Source organism: Brevibacillus sp. FW301-21C12A, assembly GCF_058788915.1.
On sequence record NZ_JBYTBG010000009.1, the window covers coordinates 64,307 to 83,292 of the forward strand.

Sequence of the window (18,986 nt, forward strand, 5' to 3'; positions counted from 1 at the left end):
ATTGTAGTGATAAACTATTTTTGCTTGGCACTTATTGTGAACTTATTGGAGGTCAACCAAAAAATGAAAAAGACAAACAAACAAATGCTGACCGCTTTTCTCCTCAGCACTTCTTTAGTTGTCAGCGCTCTCACGTTCCCTGTTACCCCTGTGAGCGCCGAAACTGGCTCCACCCTGAAGCTCCGCCTGCTTGAAACTACCGATATCCATACCAACATCGTAAACTACGACTATTACCAAGACAAAGCCACGGACGAGTTCGGCTTCGCCAAAACCGCTACGCTGATTAAAAAAGCGAGAGACGAAGCGAAAAACAGCATCCTCATCGACAACGGCGATCTGCTGCAAGGAAACCCGCTGGGCGACTACGTAGCGAAAATCGATCCGCTGCAAGACGGAGAAACTCACCCGGTTTACAAAGCGATGAACCTGTTGAACTACGACCTTGGCAACATCGGGAACCACGAGTTCAACTTCGGTCTGGAACATCTGGATCGCAGCCTGAAGGGCGCGAAATTCCCTTACATCAACTCCAACGTCTACATCGACGACAAGGATAACAACCCGAACAACGACAAAAACATGTTCACTCCTTATCAAATCCTCGAGCGCAAGTTCAAGGACGAGAGCGGTAAAGAAGTAACCTTGAAAGTCGGTGTCATCGGCTTCGTTCCGCCGCAAATCATGCAGTGGGACAAAGCGAACCTGGAAGGCAAAGTGATCGCCAAAGACATTGTGGAAAGCGCCAAAAAGTTCATCCCTGAGATGAAGCAAAAAGGTGCCGACATCATCGTAGCGGTTCCGCACTCCGGCATCGGCCCGGTTGAACCGGCAGCGAACCTGGAAAACGCGAGCTACCAACTGAGCAAGGTCGAAGGCATTGACGCGATCCTGTTCGGCCACTCCCACCTCGTCTTCCCGGGACCTGGCTTTGAAAACATCCCTGGCGTTGACGGCGAAAAAGGCACTATCAACGGCAAACCGGCTGTCATGCCTGGCTACTGGGGCAACAACCTCGGCGTGATCGACCTGACGCTGAAGCAAGAAAACGGCAAATGGAAAGTGGCTGAGTCGGTTACCAAAACGATTCCGATCTACGACAAAACAAACAAAGCTTCCTTGGCAGATGCAGATCAGGCCGTTCTCGATGCCGTCAAAGAAGACCACGACCACACCGTGGAATGGGTGCGCTCCGCTGTAGGGAAAACGTCTTCCCCTATCTTCAGCTACTTCGCGCTGGTACAGGATGACCCATCCATCCAGATCGTGACGAATGCACAAAAATGGTTCGTAGAGAAAAACATTAAAGGCACAGAATACGACGGCATTCCGGTTCTGTCCGCAGGAGCTCCATTCAAGGCAGGCGGCCGCAACGGCGCATCCTACTACACCAACATCCCTGCAGGCACGATCGCCATCAAAAACGTATCTGACCTGTACATCTATCCAAACACATTGAAGGCTGTTCTGATTAACGGCTCCCAACTGCAAGAATGGCTGGAGCGCTCCGCAGGCCAGTTCAACCAGATTGATGTGAAGAAAACAGAAGAGCAGCCGCTCATAAACGAAGCGTTCCCTACTTACAACTACGACGTAATTGATGGCGTAACCTACCAAATCGACGTGACACAGCCATCCAAATACGCGATTGACGGCAAGCTGGAAAACAAAGATGCGAACCGCATCAAAAACCTGTCCTACAACGGCAAACCAGTCAAACCGGAAGACAAGTTCATCGTCGTCACCAACAACTACCGCGCAGGCGGCGGCGGCAACTTCCCTGGCCTGGACGGCAAAAACATCGTCATCGATTCTCCGGATGAAAACCGCCAAGTAGTGATCGACTACATCCTGAGCCAAAAAGACATCAACCCGGCAGCAGACAACAACTGGACGTTTGCGCCAATCAAAGAAAAAGTGAACGTAACCTTCACTTCTTCTCCAGACGCGAAGCCTTTTGCCGAAAAAATGCCCAACCTGAAATTCATCGGCCAACTGGAATCCGGCTTTGCCAAGTTCGCTATCGACCTGTCCAAGCCAGCTTCCAAGTAAGCTTAGCGTCTCCAAGACAAACATCCCTCTTTTGCAAGAGGGATGTTTTTTTCGTATCGTCCAATCCGAGCGGACAAAAGAGCAATTTACCCGACAAAATGATATTCTCCCCACGGCGAACGCTGGAAGATGCGCTCCCCGTCATTCAAAAACTTTTGCCGGTTTTGGGCAAGTTTTCCCTCTAGCATGACAAGCTGCAGGACGCCGCGCATATGGTAGCCTGGTCGCCTGCTGTACAGCCCTGTCACCTCGCGCAAAAAATTGTCCGGGTAACGGAGCAGTTGATGAACGGTCCAAATTTGCGTGTCGCTCAAATAGTTAATGTTGCTGTATGCCTCCATCGCTTCCACGAACGATTCCATCCGATAGTCCTGCATCAGCAGCATGCGCGACATCAACTGGACGAGGTCGACGAGCTGAATGTCGTGGCCGACCGTATCCAGGTCGATGAGATAGCAGTTGCCCCGCTGGGTGAGCAAAAAGTTGTGGCTGGCAACGTCCCGATGCGCGAGCGTACCTCTCTCCATGGCCAGGAACATTTCCGGCGTCAACGGCAGCTTGTAGGCAGACTGCAGCAACTGCTGGCCGTCGCGCAGCACTTCATCAGCCGAGTGGGCGATGATTTGCTCCAGCTTGTTTTGCGGGCCGTTTTGCTCAATCATCCAGGTGAGCCGCTCGAAGTATTCCAGGCGGCTTTCCCATTTATCCAGCAAGTTCGGCTTTCCTTCGTACGCATACGAATGGGAGACGGGAAAGCCTTGCGCCGCGACATGGAAGCGCGCCAACGTCTCCGCTGTCTTTTTCACGTCATAGAGCGACGCGTTGTCGGCTTCCTCGCCGTCGATCAGCTTCATAATCGTGTAATAACGATCCTCGTAAGGAAAAATTTTGGCGCCCTCCGCATCGGAGACGTAGTGCACCGTGTGAACAAAGCCCTTTTGCCTCAAGGCATCGGCTAACTCCGTGACCCATACTGCTTTTTCCAACTGCTTATACCCTTTGATGATCCAGTGTCCCCGGTCTGTTTTGAGCAGATTGACGTTCCTCTTAGGCTTAACCCCGTGCACCTCACAACGAAAAGCTTTTTCGATCGCTGGTATGAGTCCTTTGTTCATAACCGTCCCTCTCAGTACGAAGAGGATTCATCGAGCCCGTCTCCCCAGTTTGGCCATGCGCCTTGCTCTGGCATGGAGGCGACGCACTGGGTAGGCGGGAACATCATGTTGTTGTGAAACGGCTGCGGGCCACGGCTGCTTCTCACGCGTCTGCGCTTTCTGTACTCCGGGCTGGCCGAGGAACACTCACATGATGACGATGACTCCACTGGTTCTGGGCAAACAGGCAGCTTCGCGCGAGGCTGTCTAGGCGGAGACGGTGGATATGGCATAGGCATGGGCGGATGCATCGGTTGCAGCGGATACAGCGGCATTGGAAGCGGCATCGGACGTATCGGCGGCATTCCGAACGGGATCATCCCCGGGAATGGCGGCATCATCTGCCACGGGCTGACAAACGGCCTGTAGGGAAACATCGGCTGTCCCGGGCCTGGACCTGGGAACGGCCTTTGCCATGGCCCTGGCCCCATCTGCTCCGGACTGACCAGTTGTCTTCCCGGCTGCTGCGGCATTCTCGGAGTCGCGCACGGCGGGCAAGGTCGCACAGGCGGGCATGGCCGAAGCTTTGGCGCAGGCGGCAGCGGGTGCACTTGCTGCTGCGGCGGTCTCGGTGGCATCGGCATCGGGCGTACCTGCTGTGGCGGCATTGGCTGCAGAGGGCGCACCTGTGTCGGAGGCATCGGCGAAAACGGCCTCACCTGGCCTGGTGGGATGTTTGGCTGAGCCTGAACAGGCGGGCATGGCGGACACTGGATCGCAGGCGGTGTCTGCGGCTGAAGCGGCCTGATCTGTGTAGGCGGCAGCGGCGGTACGTTCGGCATCGCGATGTTCGGCGGGCTGGGAGGCTGGTAAATATACGGGCTTACTTGCGTTGGCTGCACGGGCGGAACGACAGGCCGGGCTGGCGTCGTTGGCACTGGCGGCCTCTGCGGCTCTAGGTTGATGTTCGGTCCGGGTGGCTTTGGCGGAACGACCCTCTCCGGCAGCGGTGCAGGCGTTGGCGTTGGCCGGATCGTCTCTGGCGACACAGACGGGGTTGGCGAAGCCGGGGGCCTTTCCTTCGCTGGCGGCGTAAACGGAATCTCCGGACTCACTCTTGGCTTGGATTCCGATTCAATCCGCACCTCTTCCTCTTGTTCTTCCGGCTCGATCGGACGCCGCTCAATCTGCAGCGGAACTTCCTCCGACTCAGGCTCGGTAATCGGCCGTTCTTTTACATATGGAGCCGCCTCGCTCATCGGGTGAGGCGTTGTTCGTGGCTGTGGTCTGACAGGAACGCGCTTTGCCGGAATTTTGATTCTCGCTCCGGGATAGAGCGTGTCGGGAGTTTTGATCTGGCTGTTTAAGCGCAGCAGTTCCTTGTAATCGACGCCGTATTTTTTGGCGATCTTCCACATGCTCTCGCCTTTTTGTACGATGTGAATCCTCAATGTTTCTCCTCCCTTGCGTAAAAACTCCCTACCATGGTATGCACCCATGGGCGTTTTGCTCCTTTACGCCTTGGCTTTCTTGAACGGGGGAGAGAAAAGAAAAAAGCCAATTTCTAAAAATTGGCTTTTTGCATATAAAACGGATACGTTCCAAGCTGGCGCACCTGACAGCCGATCGCTTCAATCTCGGCAAAGGCTCCCGGCAGCAGGACATCATCCATTTTTTGCTCGATATCAATGACAAAATAGTAGCTTCCCAATGCTTTTTTCGTCGGGCGGGATTCAATCCGCGACAAGTTGACTTTTCTCCAGGCAAACGCCGCCAGCACCTGGTACAGCGCCCCCGGGAAGTCTTCCGGCAGCGTGACGAGAATCGTCGTCTTTTCGCGCGCAGACGCCGGCAGCGCAAGCGGTTCCTGGCCGACGAGCACAAAGCGGGTGTAGTTATTCGAATAATCTTGAATTTGCTCGCGTGCGAATTCCAGCGGATAAATCTCCACATTCAGCCTGGTGCCGACAGCAGCCCACGGCTCTTCGGGATGCTCGCTCACGGTTTTCGCTGCCAGCGCCGTGCTGTTCACGTACTCGATCTGGGCGTGCGGCAAGTTTTCGCGCAAAAAGTTGTGGCTTTGCGCGATCGCCTGCGGATGCGACAAAACTTTCGTAATCGCAGACAAAGGCAGCGGCTGCTCCCTTTTTGCCACCAGCAAGTTTTGCGTAATCGGCAGCGCCAGCTCGGCCATAATCGGCAAGTCGACTTCGTGAATGAGCCAATCCAGGGTGGAGTTGACGGTTCCTTCGATGGAATTTTCCATCGGCACAACCCCGAATGCCACTTCCTTGTTGGAAACGGCGTTCAGCACATCAATAATGCTCGGGTACGGAACGAGCGAGATCGGCTGGTCTTGCGTCAAAGACCGGGCCGCCTCTTCCGTGAACGTTCCGCGAGGTCCGAGAAAAGCGAGTTTCTTCTCCATGGCGTTCTCCTATCCAACTATGCTCTATCTCTGATGGATTTCTACTTGTACGCCATTTTCGTCCGGCTGCAAAATCATGACACGGTAAGTAATGCCGTGCCCTTTCATCACGCTGTCCACGAATGCGCGCAGTCGTCCCTCCTCTTCTGCGGTAGAAAAGAAGCAAAGAATCGTCGGACCCGCGCCGCTCAAGGCAGCGCCTACGGCACCGTGCTCAGTCGCTTTGTCCAGGATTTCGTTCAAGCCAGGTACAAGTTTAGCGCGATACGGCTGGTGCAGCCGATCTGACATAGCCCGTCCCATCAGGTCGAGTCTGCCTTGTGCCAATGCGGCAACGAGCAAACTGCTATGTCCCACATTATATACAACATCTTCCTTGCTGTACACCTGCGGCAAAACGTTGCGCGCCTTTTGCGTCTCCAGCATGAAATCCGGGATGACGACGAGCGTTTGCAACCCGGCGGGAGGGGCGAAGCGAACATACGGGACGGGCTCCCCCGCTTTTTCCGGCATGGTCGCCACGATGATGCCGCCAAACATCGAGGCTCCCACATTGTCGGGGTGTCCCTCCATCGCTGTTGCCCGTGCGAACAGCTCTTCGCGGGTAAATGGCTCCCCGGCAAGCTGATTCGCCGCCACCAGCGCGCCGACAATCGCCGCGGCACTGCTGCCCAGCCCGCGCGTCAAGGGAGCGTCGCTCGAAGCCCGTATCGCCAGCTCCGGAACTGCCAGCCCGGCTTCTGCAAACAAGCCCGCGGCTACTTGATACAACAGATTGCTTTTGTCTGCTGGCGTCCCTTCCAGCTCTTTTCCAACCAGCTCGACGGTTGTCCGCTCGCTTACTTCCATTTCCACTACCGAATACAGTTGAAAAGCCATTCCCAAAGCATCGAAGCCCGGCCCCAGATTGGCTGTGCTTGCGGGAATCGTTACTTTTACGCGCTGCTCGCTCATGACACGACTTCGCTTTCGCTCTGGCGAACCAGTTGCATGACGGCTTCATGTGTCGCAGGCACCGAGCGCGGCTCCTCGCCTACGAGCTTCAGGGCGATGTTCGGGTCTTTCAGGCCATTTCCGGTCAAAACGCAAGCAACCTTGACGCCCTGTGGAAGCTTTCCGGCCTGATGCAGCTTGATGATGCCCGCCAGCGATGCGGCAGATGCCGGTTCGCAGAAGACGCCTTCGTTTTTCGCCAAAAGCTGGTACGCCTGCATGATCTCTTCGTCCGTCACGCTGTCGACGAGTCCGTTCGATTCGGCGATCGCGTTCAGAGCGCCATCCTTGCTCGCAGGGTTGCCGATGCGGATTGCTGTTGCGATCGTCTCCGGATTGGGTACAGGCTGTCCGAGCACGAGAGGCGCCGCTCCCGCTGCCTGGAAGCCGTACATGTGCGGCAAGCGGCTGGATTTGCCCGCTTCCTTGTACTCTTTGAAGCCTTTCCAGTAGGCGGTGATGTTTCCGGCGTTGCCCACGGGAATCGCCAAAATGTCCGGTGCGTCAGCCAAGGCGTCGCACACTTCGAACGCTCCAGTCTTTTGCCCTTCGATCCGGTACGGGTTGACGGAATTGACGAGCGTAATCGGCTCTTTCGCCGTAATTTCGCGCACGATGTTCAGTGCCTCGTCGAAGTTGCCGTCGATGGCGATCACTTCCGCGCCATACGCGATCGCTTGCGCCAGCTTGCCGAGGGCGATGTTGCCGCTCGGAATCAACACGATGCAGCGCAAGCCGGAGCGCGCGGCGTAAGCAGCGGCAGCAGCCGACGTGTTGCCGGTGGAAGCGCACATGATCGTTTTGCTGCCTTCCTCTACTGCCTTGGCGACAGCCATCACCATGCCCCTGTCCTTGAACGAGCCTGTCGGGTTCAGCCCCTCGTACTTCACGTACAGCTCGACGCCGAGCTGTTTGGACAGGTTTGGCGCGTGAATCAACGGTGTATTTCCTTCGTGCAGGCTGATGAGCGGTGTCTTGTCCGTAACCGGAAGAAACTCCCGATAGCGTGCGATGATGCCAGATTGTCGATCCGAACTCATTATTTGTCTCCCCCTTCTACCCGGTAGCAGCTTTCAATCTTGGACACGATGTCCATTTGTTCCATGTAGGCAATGACTCCGTCCATGTCGCTTTTCGAGGACAGGTGCGTCACCATGATGATTTCCGCCTCGCCGCCATTGTTGTACGGCTGCTGGATGACTTGCTCCAGGGAAATGTTTTTGTCAGCCAAAAGCTGGGTGATCTGCGCCAAAACGCCGCGCTTGTCTGTCACTACGATCCGCAGGAAGTATTTGGACAGCTTTTCACTGTCGTCCTTGAGAATTTTTTCTTTGTACGGAGCGACCATTCCGCGTCCGTTTACCCCGAGCTTTCTGTTTTTCACAACGGTAACGAGGTCGGACACGACTGCGGTCGCAGTCGGAAGCTCGCCCGCGCCCGGCCCATAGAACATCGTCTCGCCAACCGCTTCGCCGTGAACGTACACTGCGTTGAACACGCCGTTGACGGAAGCCAGCGGATGCGATTTTGGCACCATTGTCGGCTGCACGCTCACCTCGATCGCTTCCCCATCGCGTCTCGCCAGGCCCAGCAGCTTGATCTCATAGCCCAGTTGCTTGCCGTAGGCGATGTCCTCTTTGCTCACTTTGCTGATTCCTTTGACGTCCACGTCTTCGAGCTTCATCGGTACGCGGAAGCCGAGCGTCGCCAGAATCGCCATTTTGCGGGCCGCGTCGAAGCCTTCCACGTCAGAGGTAGGATTCGCCTCCGCATATCCCAACGCTTGCGCCTCCTTCAAAACGTCGCTGTAGTCTGCCCCCTCCTGGCTCATTTTGGTCAAAATGTAGTTGGTCGTCCCGTTGACGATGCCCATCATTTTGGTGATGCGGTCAGAGGAGAAGCCTTCCACCAGCGCGCGCAAGATCGGAATGCCGCCTGCCACGCTCGCTTCGTAAAACACGTCGCAGCCTTTTTCCTGCGCCTTGTTCAAAATTTCAGCGCCGTGCAGCGCCATCAAGTCTTTGTTGGCTGTCACCACATGCTTGCCGCGCTCCAGTGCTGCGAGAATGTACTCCTTCGCCGGATGGATGCCACCGATGACCTCGACGATCACCTCAATGTCCGGATCATCCAGAAGCTCAGCAGGTTCTGTCGTCAGCAGATTATCCATGGAACTGATATTGCGGGATTTCTCGGCGTCCTGCACGAGAATTTTCGTAATCTCAATCCCCAGTCCCGTCTGCTTTTGCAAGTCGTCCTGATGCGCCTGGATGATGCGGACAACCCCTGTCCCTACTGTGCCAAACCCCATTAACCCCAGCTTGATGCTTTGCTTCTCCATTGTTTCTCTCCTCCTACCCTTCTTTTACCCTCTGCCGACGATCATCGCTTTGCGAACGCCGGGGATTTCTTGCAAGCTTTCCAGAAATTCCGTGCTGGATACGCGCAGGTTGGCCATATCGACAGACATGGAAATGTTGGCAATCCCTTGCAGCGGAATCGTCTGGTTGATCGTCAGCACGTTCCCGCCTTGTTCTGCTACGTACGTGAGCACCTTGGACAAATAACCGGACATGTGCTCCAGCGAAAACGTGATCGTCATGATCTTTTCGCTCATCATGGCATTGAAGGGAAAGATACCGTCCTTGTATTTGTAAAAAGCACTTCGGCTCAGTCCCACCCGCTCCACTGCCTCATTCACGGTGTCCACTTCGCCGGATTCCAGCATCTTTTTCGCTTCGATCGTCTTCACGATAGATTCTGGTAAGATGTCAGATCGTATCAAGTAGAACTTCTCTTCCCGTTTCACCGTCGTGTCCTCCTGAGAAAAACAGTTGTTTCTTCATAGAGGACATTATAACGGATACCGTCCGCTGTGACAATCCTTGAACGCCAATTTTTTTCACCCAACCTGATTCGGTTCACTCGGGTTACATGAGCTTGGCGCGCTTCGCGCAAACTAAAAGCGGTTGAGGAAGAGGAGGTGAAAGACAGATGGCAGGACGCGGAAAGTCGGACAAATCAGAGCGCCGCAACAATCACCCGGCCGGGAAGCCGAGCAGCCTGGATCAGTTTGGCGCTGATCTGCGCGGCAAAAAAATGGCGCAATCCCCGAACATCGTCGAAGATCCGAGCGGCAACAAATAAGTCCGCCAGAGTGATCTGCACCTTTGCTCGCTGAAATAGGAAAAACCCGGGATGCCAGATCCCGGGTTTTGTGCGTGTTACTCGTATGAATTAGTAGGCCAGCGAGGACAGGCCGTTGATATGAGTCAGGTAGCGCACGTTGCTCGCTTCCTTCATCAAGGTAGCTGGCAAGCCTTTCAGCTTCAGTTGGCTTGCGCCGATGGTGCCGATGGCGTCTTTGCGGCCCAGGCTGCCCAGCGTACCGGAGAATACCGGCTTGAACGTGTCCATTTTGGAGCCGTTGAAGTGCGCGAACAGGTTGTAGCCCACCACTTCGCCCATTTGCCATGCCAGTTGCGCAGTCGGCGGGTATGGACGGCCTTCTGGTCCCATCACGACCGCGCTGTCGCCTGCGAGGAATACTTCTGGGTGAGAAGTGGATTGCAAGTATTCGGTAACGGTTGCACGGCCGCGATTTACTTCAATGCCGCACTCCGCCACTACGCGATTGCCTTGCACGCCGCCTGTCCAAACCATTGTTTTGGTTTCGATGGTGTTGCCGTCTTTTAAGCATACCGTCGTTTCTTTCATTTCAGTTACCGGAACGCCCGTCAGGAACTGAACGCCGCGTTTTTCCAGGCTTGTTTTCGCACGCTCTACCAGGTCAGGGGCAAAGCCTGCGAGGATGGATGGTCCTGCTTCTACACAGTAGATGGACAGGTCTGCAAAATCTACGCCGTATTTGCGGCACAGGTTCGGCAGCATGTCGGCGAACTCGCCAACCAGCTCGATCCCGGTCAGGCCGCCACCGCCAACCACGAAGGTGGCATCTGCCTTGTTTTTGCTCTTGCTGTACTCTGCTACGCGCTCTTCGAGGTGCGCGCGCAGACGGTTTGCTTCCTCTACCGATTTCAGCGTGAAGCTGTACTCTTGCAGGCCAGGAATGCCGAAGAATGCCGTCTCGCTGCCCAGCGCGATTACCAGTGCATCGTATTTGATAGACTCGCCGCTCGCCAGCGTCACACGCTGCGATTCGAGGCCGATTTTTTCCACAGTATCAATCACGAGGTTGATATCTTTGCCGCGCAGCAGTCTTTCCAGTGGCAGCGCCACGTTTTGCTCAGACAGGTTTCCTACTGCCAAGCGGTGCAGCTCCGTGATGATTTGGTGCGTAGGGAAACGGTTCACAACCGTGATCGTCGCTTCTTCAGCCGTCATGTGTTTACGTGCAGTCAAAGCGGACAGCAATCCGCCGTAGCCGCCGCCCAAAATGAGAATATGCTTCGCCATGCCCAATCCTCCGTCCTTGTCTCTCGTAGGTTATCGTAATTAGCGTTTTTGCTGCTGGCGCTCTGCCAAAACTTCCAGGAATGCCTGGGCGAAACGCAATGTTTTTTGTACTTGCGGGTCTTTCAGCATTTTGAGCATGCCAAACAAACCGATAGTGGATTCCTCCGCGTGCGCGCGGTCGTTTGCTTCGATCGCCGCTTGTGCGATGCCTTTTGCCTTGTCAGAGATCGGCTTGACGAACTCTTCCACGCCGCCCTTGATGTCTTCGATGAGCACTTGGTCGTTGGCTACGGTTTGTACCAGGTCGTACGTTTTGGTGAGGATGGTTGTCATCTCGGCCAGCTTCGGCAAGTTTGCCACCAACACATTCAGGGATTCTTGAATTTCTGGCTTCATCAACTGATCGAGTACATCCATTTGCTGCTCAGGTGCCAGGGTAGCGGTGCTTGCTACTTCCGCCTGAGCTTGTTGCGTGGTTGTTTGAGACATAGAAAAACGTCCTCCTTTGCTTTGGAATAGAGGCCTTCTTTCTCGATGCCTGTTCATACGAGTAACGGCCGCCATTCTCCCAAAATACCGAAAAGCCTATGTGCTTGTAATATTTTTCACAAACTGAAGCAACACAACAGCGTAGAATAATCAAAAGTGCAAGATTTCACAAAGTGATATTCAGGAAAGCGTACAAAACAAATCCACCAGGTGAACAGGCTCGATTCAGAACTCTATGTACTCTACTATATACCTTCTTCGCGGGAACAGCAAAGGAAAAAAAACCGCTTCCTCAGGAAGAAGCGGCAGACGTGAGTTTTTTATAGTAATCTTTGATGAGTTGGTGATGCTTTTCATTGATATCCGTAAAAATCAACTCGATCACGGTTTGCTTGTCGTCGAAAGTTTTCTCCACGATTTTTGCCATCATGACGATTTCCTGGCCAGTCGACGGAACTGTGAACGAGAGGTGGAGAAACTCTCCCTTTGCCACGTAGCCTTCTGTGCCGAGAATAAGCCGTGTGGGGGAAAGCTTCAGCAGCACAGCCTCTCCTTTTTCCTCGATCGGCCTTGCCCCCATCACCTTGTACGGGACGCGGATGTCGATTCCCGGGGAGATGGGCTCCTGCTTGCGGCCTGCCACAATCTCGACGCCGACGCTGACCGGAACCATCGCCAACAGCTTGATTGGCCAGACCGTTTCTTCTGAAATGACTTCCAGATCAATCGTGTTAATAGCCGCATCCGATTCCCACCGAACACGTACCGTTGATCCGAGCAGTTCGGTCCTTGCTTCGGCCTTCATCTCAAGAGAGACAACGAGATAACTGCTTTTGACATGCTCTACCATTACTTGAATGGGCGCTTTGACCTGTCTTGAGATCATCATCGGCAAAGAAGCACCGCGTTGGAGGCGTTTGTCCGCCATGAAAGGGGTAAGGGATGGGATATCAATCATTTTTGTTTGTCACTCCACAAAGTCAAACTCTAATTTGCCAATCCGAACGGTATCCCCGTCTTTTGCGCCGTGCTTGCGCAATGCCTCGTCCACGCCCATGCTGCGCATCTGTCTTGCGAAGCGCTGAGCGGCGTCATAGCTGTTGAGGTTCGTCATGCGCACCAGCTTCTCGATTTTCTCGCCGCTGACCACGAACACATCGTTGTCGCGGGTAATCTCGAATGGCTCCGGCTCTTTTTCCGCCCGGAACACCACGCGCTCTTCCACTTCTACAACTTCCTCGACCGTCGGCTTGTCCGGAATCGTCGAGAGCATGTCGCCTATCGCGTACATCAATTCCTGGACGCCTTGTCTGGTCGCTGCCGAAATCTCAAACACGTTGACATCCGGCACTTTTTCCTTGAAGCGTCGCAAGTTTTCCGCCGCTTCCGGCACGTCCATCTTGTTGGCCGCGATAATTTGCGGACGCTCCTCAAGCTTCAGGTTGTAGAGCTTCAGCTCGCGGTTGATCTGCAAGTAATCTTCGTAAGGATCGCGTCCATCCACCCCTGCCATGTCGATGACGTGAACAATCAGGCGGGTGCGCTCCACGTGGCGCAGGAATTGGTGGCCAAGCCCCACACCTTCGTGCGCGCCTTCAATCAGCCCCGGCAAGTCCGCCATGACAAAGCTCTGCTCGCCCAAATCCACGACACCCAGATTCGGCGTCAACGTCGTAAAATGGTACGCTGCGATCTTTGGCTTCGCCGCAGTCACACTGGAGAGCAGTGTCGATTTTCCGACGCTCGGATAGCCAACCAGACCGACATCCGCAATCAGCTTCAGCTCCATGACGATGTAGCGCTCCTGGCCCGGTTCTCCGTTCTCCGAAATATGTGGGGCGGGATTGGACGAATTGGCAAAACGGATATTCCCCCGTCCGCCACGTCCGCCTTTGGCGATCACAGCGCGCTGGCCGTGCTCCACCAGATCGGCAATGACTTCTTTTGTGTCGTCATCAATGACGGTCGTGCCCGGCGGTACGCGGACGATCATATCCTCCGCTCCGGCTCCGTGCTGCGACTTGTTGCGTCCGTGCTCTCCGCGCGGCGCCTTGAAATGTCTTTGGTAGCGGAAGTCTACGAGCGTGCGCAGTCCTTCATCGACTTCAAACACGACATCGCCGCCTTTACCGCCATCGCCGCCTGCCGGTCCGCCAAGCGGCACGTACTTCTCCCGGCGAAAAGAAACGGCTCCGTTCCCACCGTCTCCGCCTTTTACATAAACTTTTACCTGATCGACAAACATGGTGTCACCTCTTTCATTGCGCGAATGGAATCAGCAAGTCCAACACCCATTCGCCTTCCGTCTGTATCCACTCGGTGACCTCCACCGTACTTTGCTCGCTATTCCGTATCAGCTTTTCCAATTTTTCCATTCCGGATGCATTCAGCTCTCCGGCCAGGTCAAAACGAAAATGAACGCCTCGTTGATCCGCCTGCAAGCTTACGTGCATACTGGCTGGCTCGTAGCCATTTTGGTCTACATGATCGTTCACTGTGCATAATATCTCCGACACCAACTGAAACAAGTGCTGCTCGTCCAATGCTATTCGCGTGAGATCCACATCATTGCACACGTCTACTTCCAAAAGCATTTCCTTGTTCAGCGCATTGAATGTCAAGAAGAAGACGGACAACAGGGAGTTGTTCAAACGCGCGACCATTGATTCCTGCATCGCCATCTGCGCGATGCGCTTCAAGTGCGCCTCTCCCTGCTCAGTACGGTTCATATGCAAATAGCCGAGCAGAACCTGAACGTGGTTCAACCAGTCATGCCGCTGCCGATTCAGTACGGCCAGCAACTGGTCTGTCTGATGCGTAAGCAGTCTCCGCTCGTCCCCCATCACATTCACCCAAGTCGATAAGAATTTCTTTCCTAACCATTGTACCATAAAAGAAGCCGGGACAATGAGAAAACTTGGCTGCGCCCAACTATTTTGGCGCAAACTGTTCCGCTTTGTTCCGTTTGCCCGAAAAGCAAAAGAAAACCCAGCAACGATGCTGGGTTTTCCTGGAACAAATATTTACGCTTCGGAAGCAACTGGTTCGATCACAACTTGCTTGCGATCGCGGCCCAGACGCTTGAAACGAACAACGCCATCTGCAGTTGCAAACAGAGTGTCGTCTCCGCCTTTCATTACGTTCGCACCTGGGTAAATCTTCGTTCCGCGTTGGCGAACGAGGATGTTTCCGGCAGTAACGAATTGACCGTCACCGCGTTTCACGCCCAGACGTTTGGAAATGGAATCACGTCCGTTTTTAGTGGAACCTACCCCTTTTTTCGATGCGAAAAACTGAAGGTCCAAATTAAACAGCATGTTCATATCAGACACCTCCCTGCCATTTATGGTCATTCACTTTTACGTATTTCCCGTACTGCGCCGCAACTGATAACAGGGCGATCACCATGCTCTCAGCCAAAAGCTGCTGCTTTTCTAGTATGTCCGCCGCTTCCGAGGAAGCGAGCGTCCACTTCAGAAAGCCGCCGCCTTCTTGGGCGACTGAAACTTGCGGTGTCAGCCCCGTCAGCGGCTGCACGCTGTTTAATATACCAAAGCTGATGCCTGATACGGCGGAACAAACGATGTCCGCCCCATAAGCACCCGCATTGGCATGTCCGGAAATACTAATTTCATGGATACCGTGCTGCGCACGGCTCACGATCACTTCGATCATATCAGGTCACCAAAATTAAGCGTTGATCTTTTCGATCACAACTTTGGTGAACGGTTGACGGTGACCTTGTTTGCGACGGTAGTTTTTCTTGGCTTTGTATTTGTACACGATGATTTTTGCAGCTTTACCGTGTTTTTCTACTTTACCAGTTACCGTTGCACCAGCTACTGTAGGAGCTCCTGCAGTAACTTTGCCGTCTTTGCTTACGAAGAGAACTTTGTCAAAAGTAACAACTTCTCCTTCATTGCCAGCCAATTTCTCGATGAAGAGAACGGAACCCTCTTCAACTTTGTATTGCTTTCCACCGGTTTCGATAATTGCGTACACTGTGTGCACCTCCTATACTCAGACTCGCCTCTACAGGTGCGCCGACTGGCGGCGACTTATGTACCCGATTCGTGCGGTTACAGTATGCACAAGACATAGCTGCATGACAAACATTAGGTTATCATAGCAGCAAGCGCCCAGTCAAGTCATTTTGCGATTGTTTTCGGACAAACGCTCTGCCTCCACCGCATTTCCCGCGTAGGTAATCCGGTAGCCGTCCGGGGCAAGCCGCGGTTGCTCGCGCTTATAGATGCGCAGAGGCCAGTTGGTGGCAGCGGCTGTTCCCCCGTCCCCGGCGTCCACGAGCGGGAAAAGTCTGGTGGAAAGCTCCACGACCGCCGCCTCCGCCTGCTGCGAACGGGCCAGTCCGGCGAGCTCGTCTTGCAGACGCCGGAGGCACTCGTCAGCACGCAAAACTCGCCCGCGTCCCTCGCACGCCGCACAAGGCTCGGTCAGCCGCTCCACCAGGCTCGCTCTCACCCGTTTTCGCGTCAGCTCGACCAGTCCAAGCGCCGTCATTCCAAGCACAGTCGCTGGAACTGCATCCCGGGCCAGCTCTTTTTTCAGCGTCGCCAGCACCCTTTCTTTGTTGGCAGGCTCCTTCATGTCAATAAAGTCAATGATGACGATGCCCCCGATGTCGCGCAACCGAAGCTGTCTGGCGATTTCCTTTGCCGCCTCCAGGTTGGTTGCGGTGACAGCCTGCTCTCGCTGCTGGCCGCCTCCTCCGGTAAACGAGCCGGTGTTCACGTCGATGACGGTCATCGCCTCCGTCCTGTCAAACACGAGAAAGCCGCCGTTGCCAAGCGGTACCTCGCGCTGGAGAGCCCGCTCCAGCTTGGCCTGCACGCCCAGTTCGTCAAACAGCGGCGCTTTGCCCGTATGTTTTCGCAGCAGGCTTTGCGCATCCGCTGCAAAGGCGGCAAGCGCTGCCTTTACTTGCTGATACGTAGCGGCATCCTCCACCACCACTTCATCGAGCCCTTCCGCCAGCGCCTCTCGCAGCGCCGCTTCGACCGCGTCCAGATCGCTGCCGATTCGCCCGGGCGACTTGCGCGCAGCAGCCTGCTGGCAGACGCCCTCCCACCGCTTGCGCAAGTAGGCTAGCTCGCTCGTCAACTGCTCGCTGTCCACTCCAGCCGCCTCCGTCCGCACGATGACTCCTTCTTTGCTTCCGAGCAGCGGCGCGATCATCTGCTCCAGCCGCTGCCGTTCCTCTGGCGCGCTAATTTTTCGCGAAAGAGACAATCCTTCCTCTACGGGCAAATACACGAGGTAGCGCCCTTGCAGGCTGATTTTCAGCGAAATTTTCGGAGCCTTGAGCTCTGAGCCTTCCTTGATGACCTGGCAGATGACATACTGACCCGCTTGCACACGCTCGGAAATGCTCGGCTTGCCCTTTTCGCCAGACGCGGCTGGAAGCGTGTCATCGACATACAAGTAAGCGTTTTGCCCGCACCCAATGTCAACAAAAGCGGATTGGATTCCTGGCTTTACGTCCGCGATCCGTCCGTAGTAAACATCCCCTGCGCTGACGTGCTCGCCTGTCTCCTGCGTCCGCCATTCGCTCAGTTGCCCATCCGTAAGAAATGCGATCCGCACGCCGCCCCTGCCGCTTATTGCCAATTGTCTCACTGCACTCACACTCCGTATTCCCGTCCTTTTCCGGCAGCCCAGCAGGATTGCCGGACTCACAGGAAGTAATCTAACATAGGCATTCGGAAAAAGAAAGGCGAGATTTCCCCCGTCCCGCTCGACGCTTCGGCCAAAGAGCAGTACGGCTACGCCAAAAGAAAAAGCTTCCCCGCCCCGAATGGCACGAAGGAAGCTTGCGCGATTGCCTGCTGCTGGAATGGCGTCCGCCAGCATCCGTTGAGCGTTAACCGTTACAGGAGCTTGCCCACCGCAGCATCGTGCTTTTGTTCGAATAACAGGGCGTGCAGCAGTTGCTCTTCTGCCAAAAGTCCCGCCCCCTGCACGTAGAACAGGTGGGAGCGGCCCCGGCGCAGCTTATGCGACACCGCCAGCACCGTCTCCTCCGGGCGGACGCGGATGGCCTGCACGGCCGCTTCTTCCTGCCTGCGCCCGTACTTTTCCACCAGAAAGCGAAAAAATTGATACGGAAAGCGCAAAAACGACTGAATGTTCATCGCGAGCAAGTACAGGCCGATGATGAGCAGGTTGAGCTTCAGATCGAGGCCGGACACCCCGACGAGAATGCCCGCGAGCAAGGTGCTGCCCGCCAGCGAAACGAGTGCTGCCTGGCGGTAGGACATGAACCAGCAAAGCATCGCCAGCACGATCCGCCCGCCGTCCAGCGGCCAGATCGGCAACAGATTGAACAACGCGATCGTAGCGTTGCTGACGAGAAAAAACCGGGACCATTCTTCCGTCCAGACGCCTGTGTACCAAAACAGGTACGAGGCTGCCATCATCACCATGTTCATAAACGGCCCGGCAAGCGCCACAGCAATCTCATCCAGCGGGTCTGTGGCGTAGCTGTTTTCCACCGTCGCCACCCCGCCAAAAGGGAGCAACTGGACCTCCTGCACTCGCCAGCCCAGCTCGCGAGCCATCGCCACGTGTCCCAGCTCGTGAATGAGGACGATCACAAACAGCGTAATCACTTCCAAAAAGTGGCCTGTAAGCACAGACACACCGATTACTGCCCAAAAGAGCAGGTGAATGCGAAAACGTATGTCCAGCCATCCGCCATTATTCAAACGGGATCACTTCCAGCGGATCGACAAACTGCTCATCTGTTTTCGCTGCGAAGTACAAATGGCGCTCTGTTCCGTTCACCACCCGTGCCGTTCCAATCACCTGTCCGGGCGACAACACCTCGTCTTTTGCCACGCCGACACTGTCCAGATTGCCGAGCCACACTTCCCGTCCTTTGGTCAGCCGGACAATGACAGTCGTCCCGAAGCCAGGCTGCTCCCCGACGTAGGAAACCCATCCCGCCTCCCCGATTTTCACCTGCTCGCCGACTCCCGTATCCAGCACAACCTTCGTATCTGGCGCTTCATAAGCTTTCACGACTTTCCAGCTCGCAGGCAGCTTCCAGACAGCCACATCCTTGGCTGTACTTGTCGCCGGAACCGCGCTTGGCCCCGGAACCTGAGGCAGCAGCGTTGGAATCGGGCCGAACCGGGCTTCGTACCAATCTGCCACGCCCGCGAAGTTAAAATCCCGCGTCATGACCTCGCGCGCGGAATCTTTCCAGTTGGCCGGGATCAGCGACGTTTGGAACAACAAGTACGCCATCCCCAGCAAAAGGACGGATGCAAAAATTTGCAGCCCCCATTTTTCATGAGAAGGCGGCGGCGTCCCTTCGTCGTTTTCCTTCAAGGAAAACCCGAACGGATCAGTCTCTACTTCGATTGGGTCCTTCCAGTCGTCCACGTAAGGAGAGAAACTGTCTCGTGATTGTGTACGGATTCGCTCCAGCCGCTCCCGCCGTCTTTCTTTTACACGATTTGCTCCACCGAACATGTCCATCCCTCCGCAGG

20 protein-coding genes and 1 other annotated feature are annotated in these 18,986 nt (G+C 55.1%); of the genes, 2 read left to right on the forward strand and 18 right to left on the reverse strand.

Going from position 1 to position 18,986, the window contains the following annotated elements; all coding sequences use genetic code 11:
- Nucleotides 1–63: 63 nt before the first annotated feature.
- Nucleotides 64–2,052, forward strand: a complete 1,989-nt coding sequence (locus AC3WQH_RS08360; RefSeq protein ID WP_005832406.1) for a bifunctional 2',3'-cyclic-nucleotide 2'-phosphodiesterase/3'-nucleotidase — start codon at nt 64–66, stop codon at nt 2,050–2,052.
- Between the two features lie 86 nt (nt 2,053–2,138).
- Here AC3WQH_RS08360 and AC3WQH_RS08365 read toward each other — a convergent pair whose 3' ends face one another.
- From AC3WQH_RS08365 to AC3WQH_RS08395, 7 genes are all read right to left on the reverse strand, one after another.
- Complete coding sequence (locus tag AC3WQH_RS08365; RefSeq protein WP_005832405.1) at nt 2,139–3,167, reverse strand: phosphotransferase; 1,029 nt, start codon at nt 3,165–3,167, stop codon at nt 2,139–2,141.
- An 11-nt stretch (nt 3,168–3,178) separates the two neighbouring features.
- Nucleotides 3,179–4,597 (reverse strand): LysM peptidoglycan-binding domain-containing protein, encoded by a 1,419-nt coding sequence (locus tag AC3WQH_RS08370; protein WP_327991140.1) that lies wholly within the window; start codon nt 4,595–4,597, stop codon nt 3,179–3,181.
- Nucleotides 4,598–4,710: 113 nt separating this feature from the next.
- Nucleotides 4,711–5,574, reverse strand: coding sequence for a prephenate dehydratase (gene pheA, locus AC3WQH_RS08375; protein WP_005832402.1), 864 nt, complete (start codon nt 5,572–5,574; stop codon nt 4,711–4,713).
- 24 nt (nt 5,575–5,598) lie between these two features.
- A complete protein-coding gene (gene thrB / locus AC3WQH_RS08380; RefSeq protein ID WP_007782388.1) occupies nt 5,599–6,528 on the reverse strand; it encodes a homoserine kinase in 930 nt (309 codons plus the stop codon).
- Nucleotides 6,525–7,607, reverse strand: a complete 1,083-nt coding sequence (thrC, locus tag AC3WQH_RS08385; RefSeq protein ID WP_007782391.1) for a threonine synthase — start codon at nt 7,605–7,607, stop codon at nt 6,525–6,527. The genes thrB and thrC overlap by 4 nt, the downstream gene beginning before the upstream one ends.
- Nucleotides 7,607–8,908: a homoserine dehydrogenase gene (locus tag AC3WQH_RS08390; RefSeq protein WP_005832398.1), complete on the reverse strand. Its 1,302-nt coding sequence runs from the start codon at nt 8,906–8,908 to the stop codon at nt 7,607–7,609. Before AC3WQH_RS08390 ends, thrC begins: the two co-directional genes overlap by 1 nt.
- Before the next feature lie 24 nt (nt 8,909–8,932).
- On the reverse strand, nt 8,933–9,376 hold the full coding sequence (locus AC3WQH_RS08395) for an ACT domain-containing protein (RefSeq protein ID WP_005832396.1): 444 nt from the start codon (nt 9,374–9,376) through the stop codon (nt 8,933–8,935).
- Nucleotides 9,377–9,561: 185 nt separating this feature from the next.
- Here AC3WQH_RS08395 and AC3WQH_RS08400 point away from each other — a divergent pair, with 185 nt between their 5' ends.
- Nucleotides 9,562–9,714 carry a hypothetical protein gene (locus AC3WQH_RS08400; RefSeq protein ID WP_007782400.1) on the forward strand — a complete coding sequence of 51 codons (153 nt, stop codon included), beginning with the start codon at nt 9,562–9,564 and terminating at the stop codon, nt 9,712–9,714.
- A 90-nt stretch (nt 9,715–9,804) separates the two neighbouring features.
- On the opposite strand, the gene AC3WQH_RS08405 is transcribed toward AC3WQH_RS08400, so the two are convergent.
- From AC3WQH_RS08405 to AC3WQH_RS08455, 11 genes are all read right to left on the reverse strand, one after another.
- A complete protein-coding gene (locus tag AC3WQH_RS08405) occupies nt 9,805–10,983 on the reverse strand; it encodes an NAD(P)/FAD-dependent oxidoreductase (RefSeq protein ID WP_005832394.1) in 1,179 nt (392 codons plus the stop codon).
- Nucleotides 10,984–11,022: 39 nt separating this feature from the next.
- Nucleotides 11,023–11,472, reverse strand: coding sequence for a DUF1641 domain-containing protein (locus AC3WQH_RS08410; protein ID WP_005832392.1), 450 nt, complete (start codon nt 11,470–11,472; stop codon nt 11,023–11,025).
- Nucleotides 11,473–11,764: 292 nt separating this feature from the next.
- Nucleotides 11,765–12,430 carry a PilZ domain-containing protein gene (locus AC3WQH_RS08415; protein WP_005832390.1) on the reverse strand — a complete coding sequence of 222 codons (666 nt, stop codon included), beginning with the start codon at nt 12,428–12,430 and terminating at the stop codon, nt 11,765–11,767.
- Nucleotides 12,431–12,439: 9 nt separating this feature from the next.
- Nucleotides 12,440–13,717, reverse strand: a complete 1,278-nt coding sequence (obgE, locus tag AC3WQH_RS08420) for a GTPase ObgE (protein ID WP_005832387.1) — start codon at nt 13,715–13,717, stop codon at nt 12,440–12,442.
- A 13-nt stretch (nt 13,718–13,730) separates the two neighbouring features.
- Nucleotides 13,731–14,315: a Spo0B C-terminal domain-containing protein gene (locus AC3WQH_RS08425; RefSeq protein WP_005832384.1), complete on the reverse strand. Its 585-nt coding sequence runs from the start codon at nt 14,313–14,315 to the stop codon at nt 13,731–13,733.
- A 180-nt stretch (nt 14,316–14,495) separates the two neighbouring features.
- Nucleotides 14,496–14,789, reverse strand: a complete 294-nt coding sequence (rpmA, locus tag AC3WQH_RS08430; RefSeq protein WP_005832382.1) for a 50S ribosomal protein L27 — start codon at nt 14,787–14,789, stop codon at nt 14,496–14,498.
- A gap of 7 nt (nt 14,790–14,796) precedes the next feature.
- Nucleotides 14,797–15,147 carry a ribosomal-processing cysteine protease Prp gene (locus tag AC3WQH_RS08435; protein WP_005832380.1) on the reverse strand — a complete coding sequence of 117 codons (351 nt, stop codon included), beginning with the start codon at nt 15,145–15,147 and terminating at the stop codon, nt 14,797–14,799.
- Between the two features lie 15 nt (nt 15,148–15,162).
- Nucleotides 15,163–15,474, reverse strand: a complete 312-nt coding sequence (rplU, locus tag AC3WQH_RS08440; RefSeq protein ID WP_005832378.1) for a 50S ribosomal protein L21 — start codon at nt 15,472–15,474, stop codon at nt 15,163–15,165.
- Nucleotides 15,475–15,484: 10 nt separating this feature from the next.
- Nucleotides 15,485–15,563 (reverse strand) — a sequence feature (ribosomal protein L21 leader region).
- Nucleotides 15,564–15,615: 52 nt separating this feature from the next.
- Entirely contained in the window at nt 15,616–17,109 is a 1,494-nt protein-coding gene (locus AC3WQH_RS08445) for an Rne/Rng family ribonuclease (RefSeq protein ID WP_327991141.1), read from the reverse strand.
- Between the two features lie 251 nt (nt 17,110–17,360).
- The gene (locus AC3WQH_RS08450) at nt 17,361–18,197 is read right to left on the reverse strand and encodes a M50 family metallopeptidase (protein ID WP_005832374.1); all 837 of its coding nucleotides are present in this window, start codon (nt 18,195–18,197) and stop codon (nt 17,361–17,363) included.
- Complete coding sequence (locus AC3WQH_RS08455) at nt 18,190–18,969, reverse strand: M23 family metallopeptidase (RefSeq protein ID WP_005832372.1); 780 nt, start codon at nt 18,967–18,969, stop codon at nt 18,190–18,192. The genes AC3WQH_RS08450 and AC3WQH_RS08455 overlap by 8 nt, the downstream gene beginning before the upstream one ends.
- Between the last annotated feature and the right edge of the window lie 17 nt (nt 18,970–18,986).

Coding starts and splice junctions, on each gene's coding strand:
- thrC (WP_007782391.1), bottom strand. CDS start 7,607: ATGAGTTCGGATCGACAATCTGGCATCATCGCACGCTATCGGGAGTTT.
- thrB (WP_007782388.1), bottom strand. CDS start 6,528: ATGAGCGAGCAGCGCGTAAAAGTAACGATTCCCGCAAGCACAGCCAAT.
- AC3WQH_RS08405 (WP_005832394.1), bottom strand. CDS start 10,983: ATGGCGAAGCATATTCTCATTTTGGGCGGCGGCTACGGCGGATTGCTG.
- AC3WQH_RS08410 (WP_005832392.1), bottom strand. CDS start 11,472: ATGTCTCAAACAACCACGCAACAAGCTCAGGCGGAAGTAGCAAGCACC.
- AC3WQH_RS08435 (WP_005832380.1), bottom strand. CDS start 15,147: ATGATCGAAGTGATCGTGAGCCGTGCGCAGCACGGTATCCATGAAATT.
- obgE (WP_005832387.1), bottom strand. CDS start 13,717: ATGTTTGTCGATCAGGTAAAAGTTTATGTAAAAGGCGGAGACGGTGGG.
- AC3WQH_RS08390 (WP_005832398.1), bottom strand. CDS start 8,908: ATGGAGAAGCAAAGCATCAAGCTGGGGTTAATGGGGTTTGGCACAGTA.
- AC3WQH_RS08365 (WP_005832405.1), bottom strand. CDS start 3,167: ATGAACAAAGGACTCATACCAGCGATCGAAAAAGCTTTTCGTTGTGAG.
- pheA (WP_005832402.1), bottom strand. CDS start 5,574: ATGGAGAAGAAACTCGCTTTTCTCGGACCTCGCGGAACGTTCACGGAA.
- AC3WQH_RS08415 (WP_005832390.1), bottom strand. CDS start 12,430: ATGATTGATATCCCATCCCTTACCCCTTTCATGGCGGACAAACGCCTC.
- rpmA (WP_005832382.1), bottom strand. CDS start 14,789: ATGCTGTTTAATTTGGACCTTCAGTTTTTCGCATCGAAAAAAGGGGTA.
- AC3WQH_RS08360 (WP_005832406.1), top strand. CDS start 64: ATGAAAAAGACAAACAAACAAATGCTGACCGCTTTTCTCCTCAGCACT.
- AC3WQH_RS08425 (WP_005832384.1), bottom strand. CDS start 14,315: ATGGGGGACGAGCGGAGACTGCTTACGCATCAGACAGACCAGTTGCTG.
- AC3WQH_RS08400 (WP_007782400.1), top strand. CDS start 9,562: ATGGCAGGACGCGGAAAGTCGGACAAATCAGAGCGCCGCAACAATCAC.
- AC3WQH_RS08455 (WP_005832372.1), bottom strand. CDS start 18,969: ATGTTCGGTGGAGCAAATCGTGTAAAAGAAAGACGGCGGGAGCGGCTG.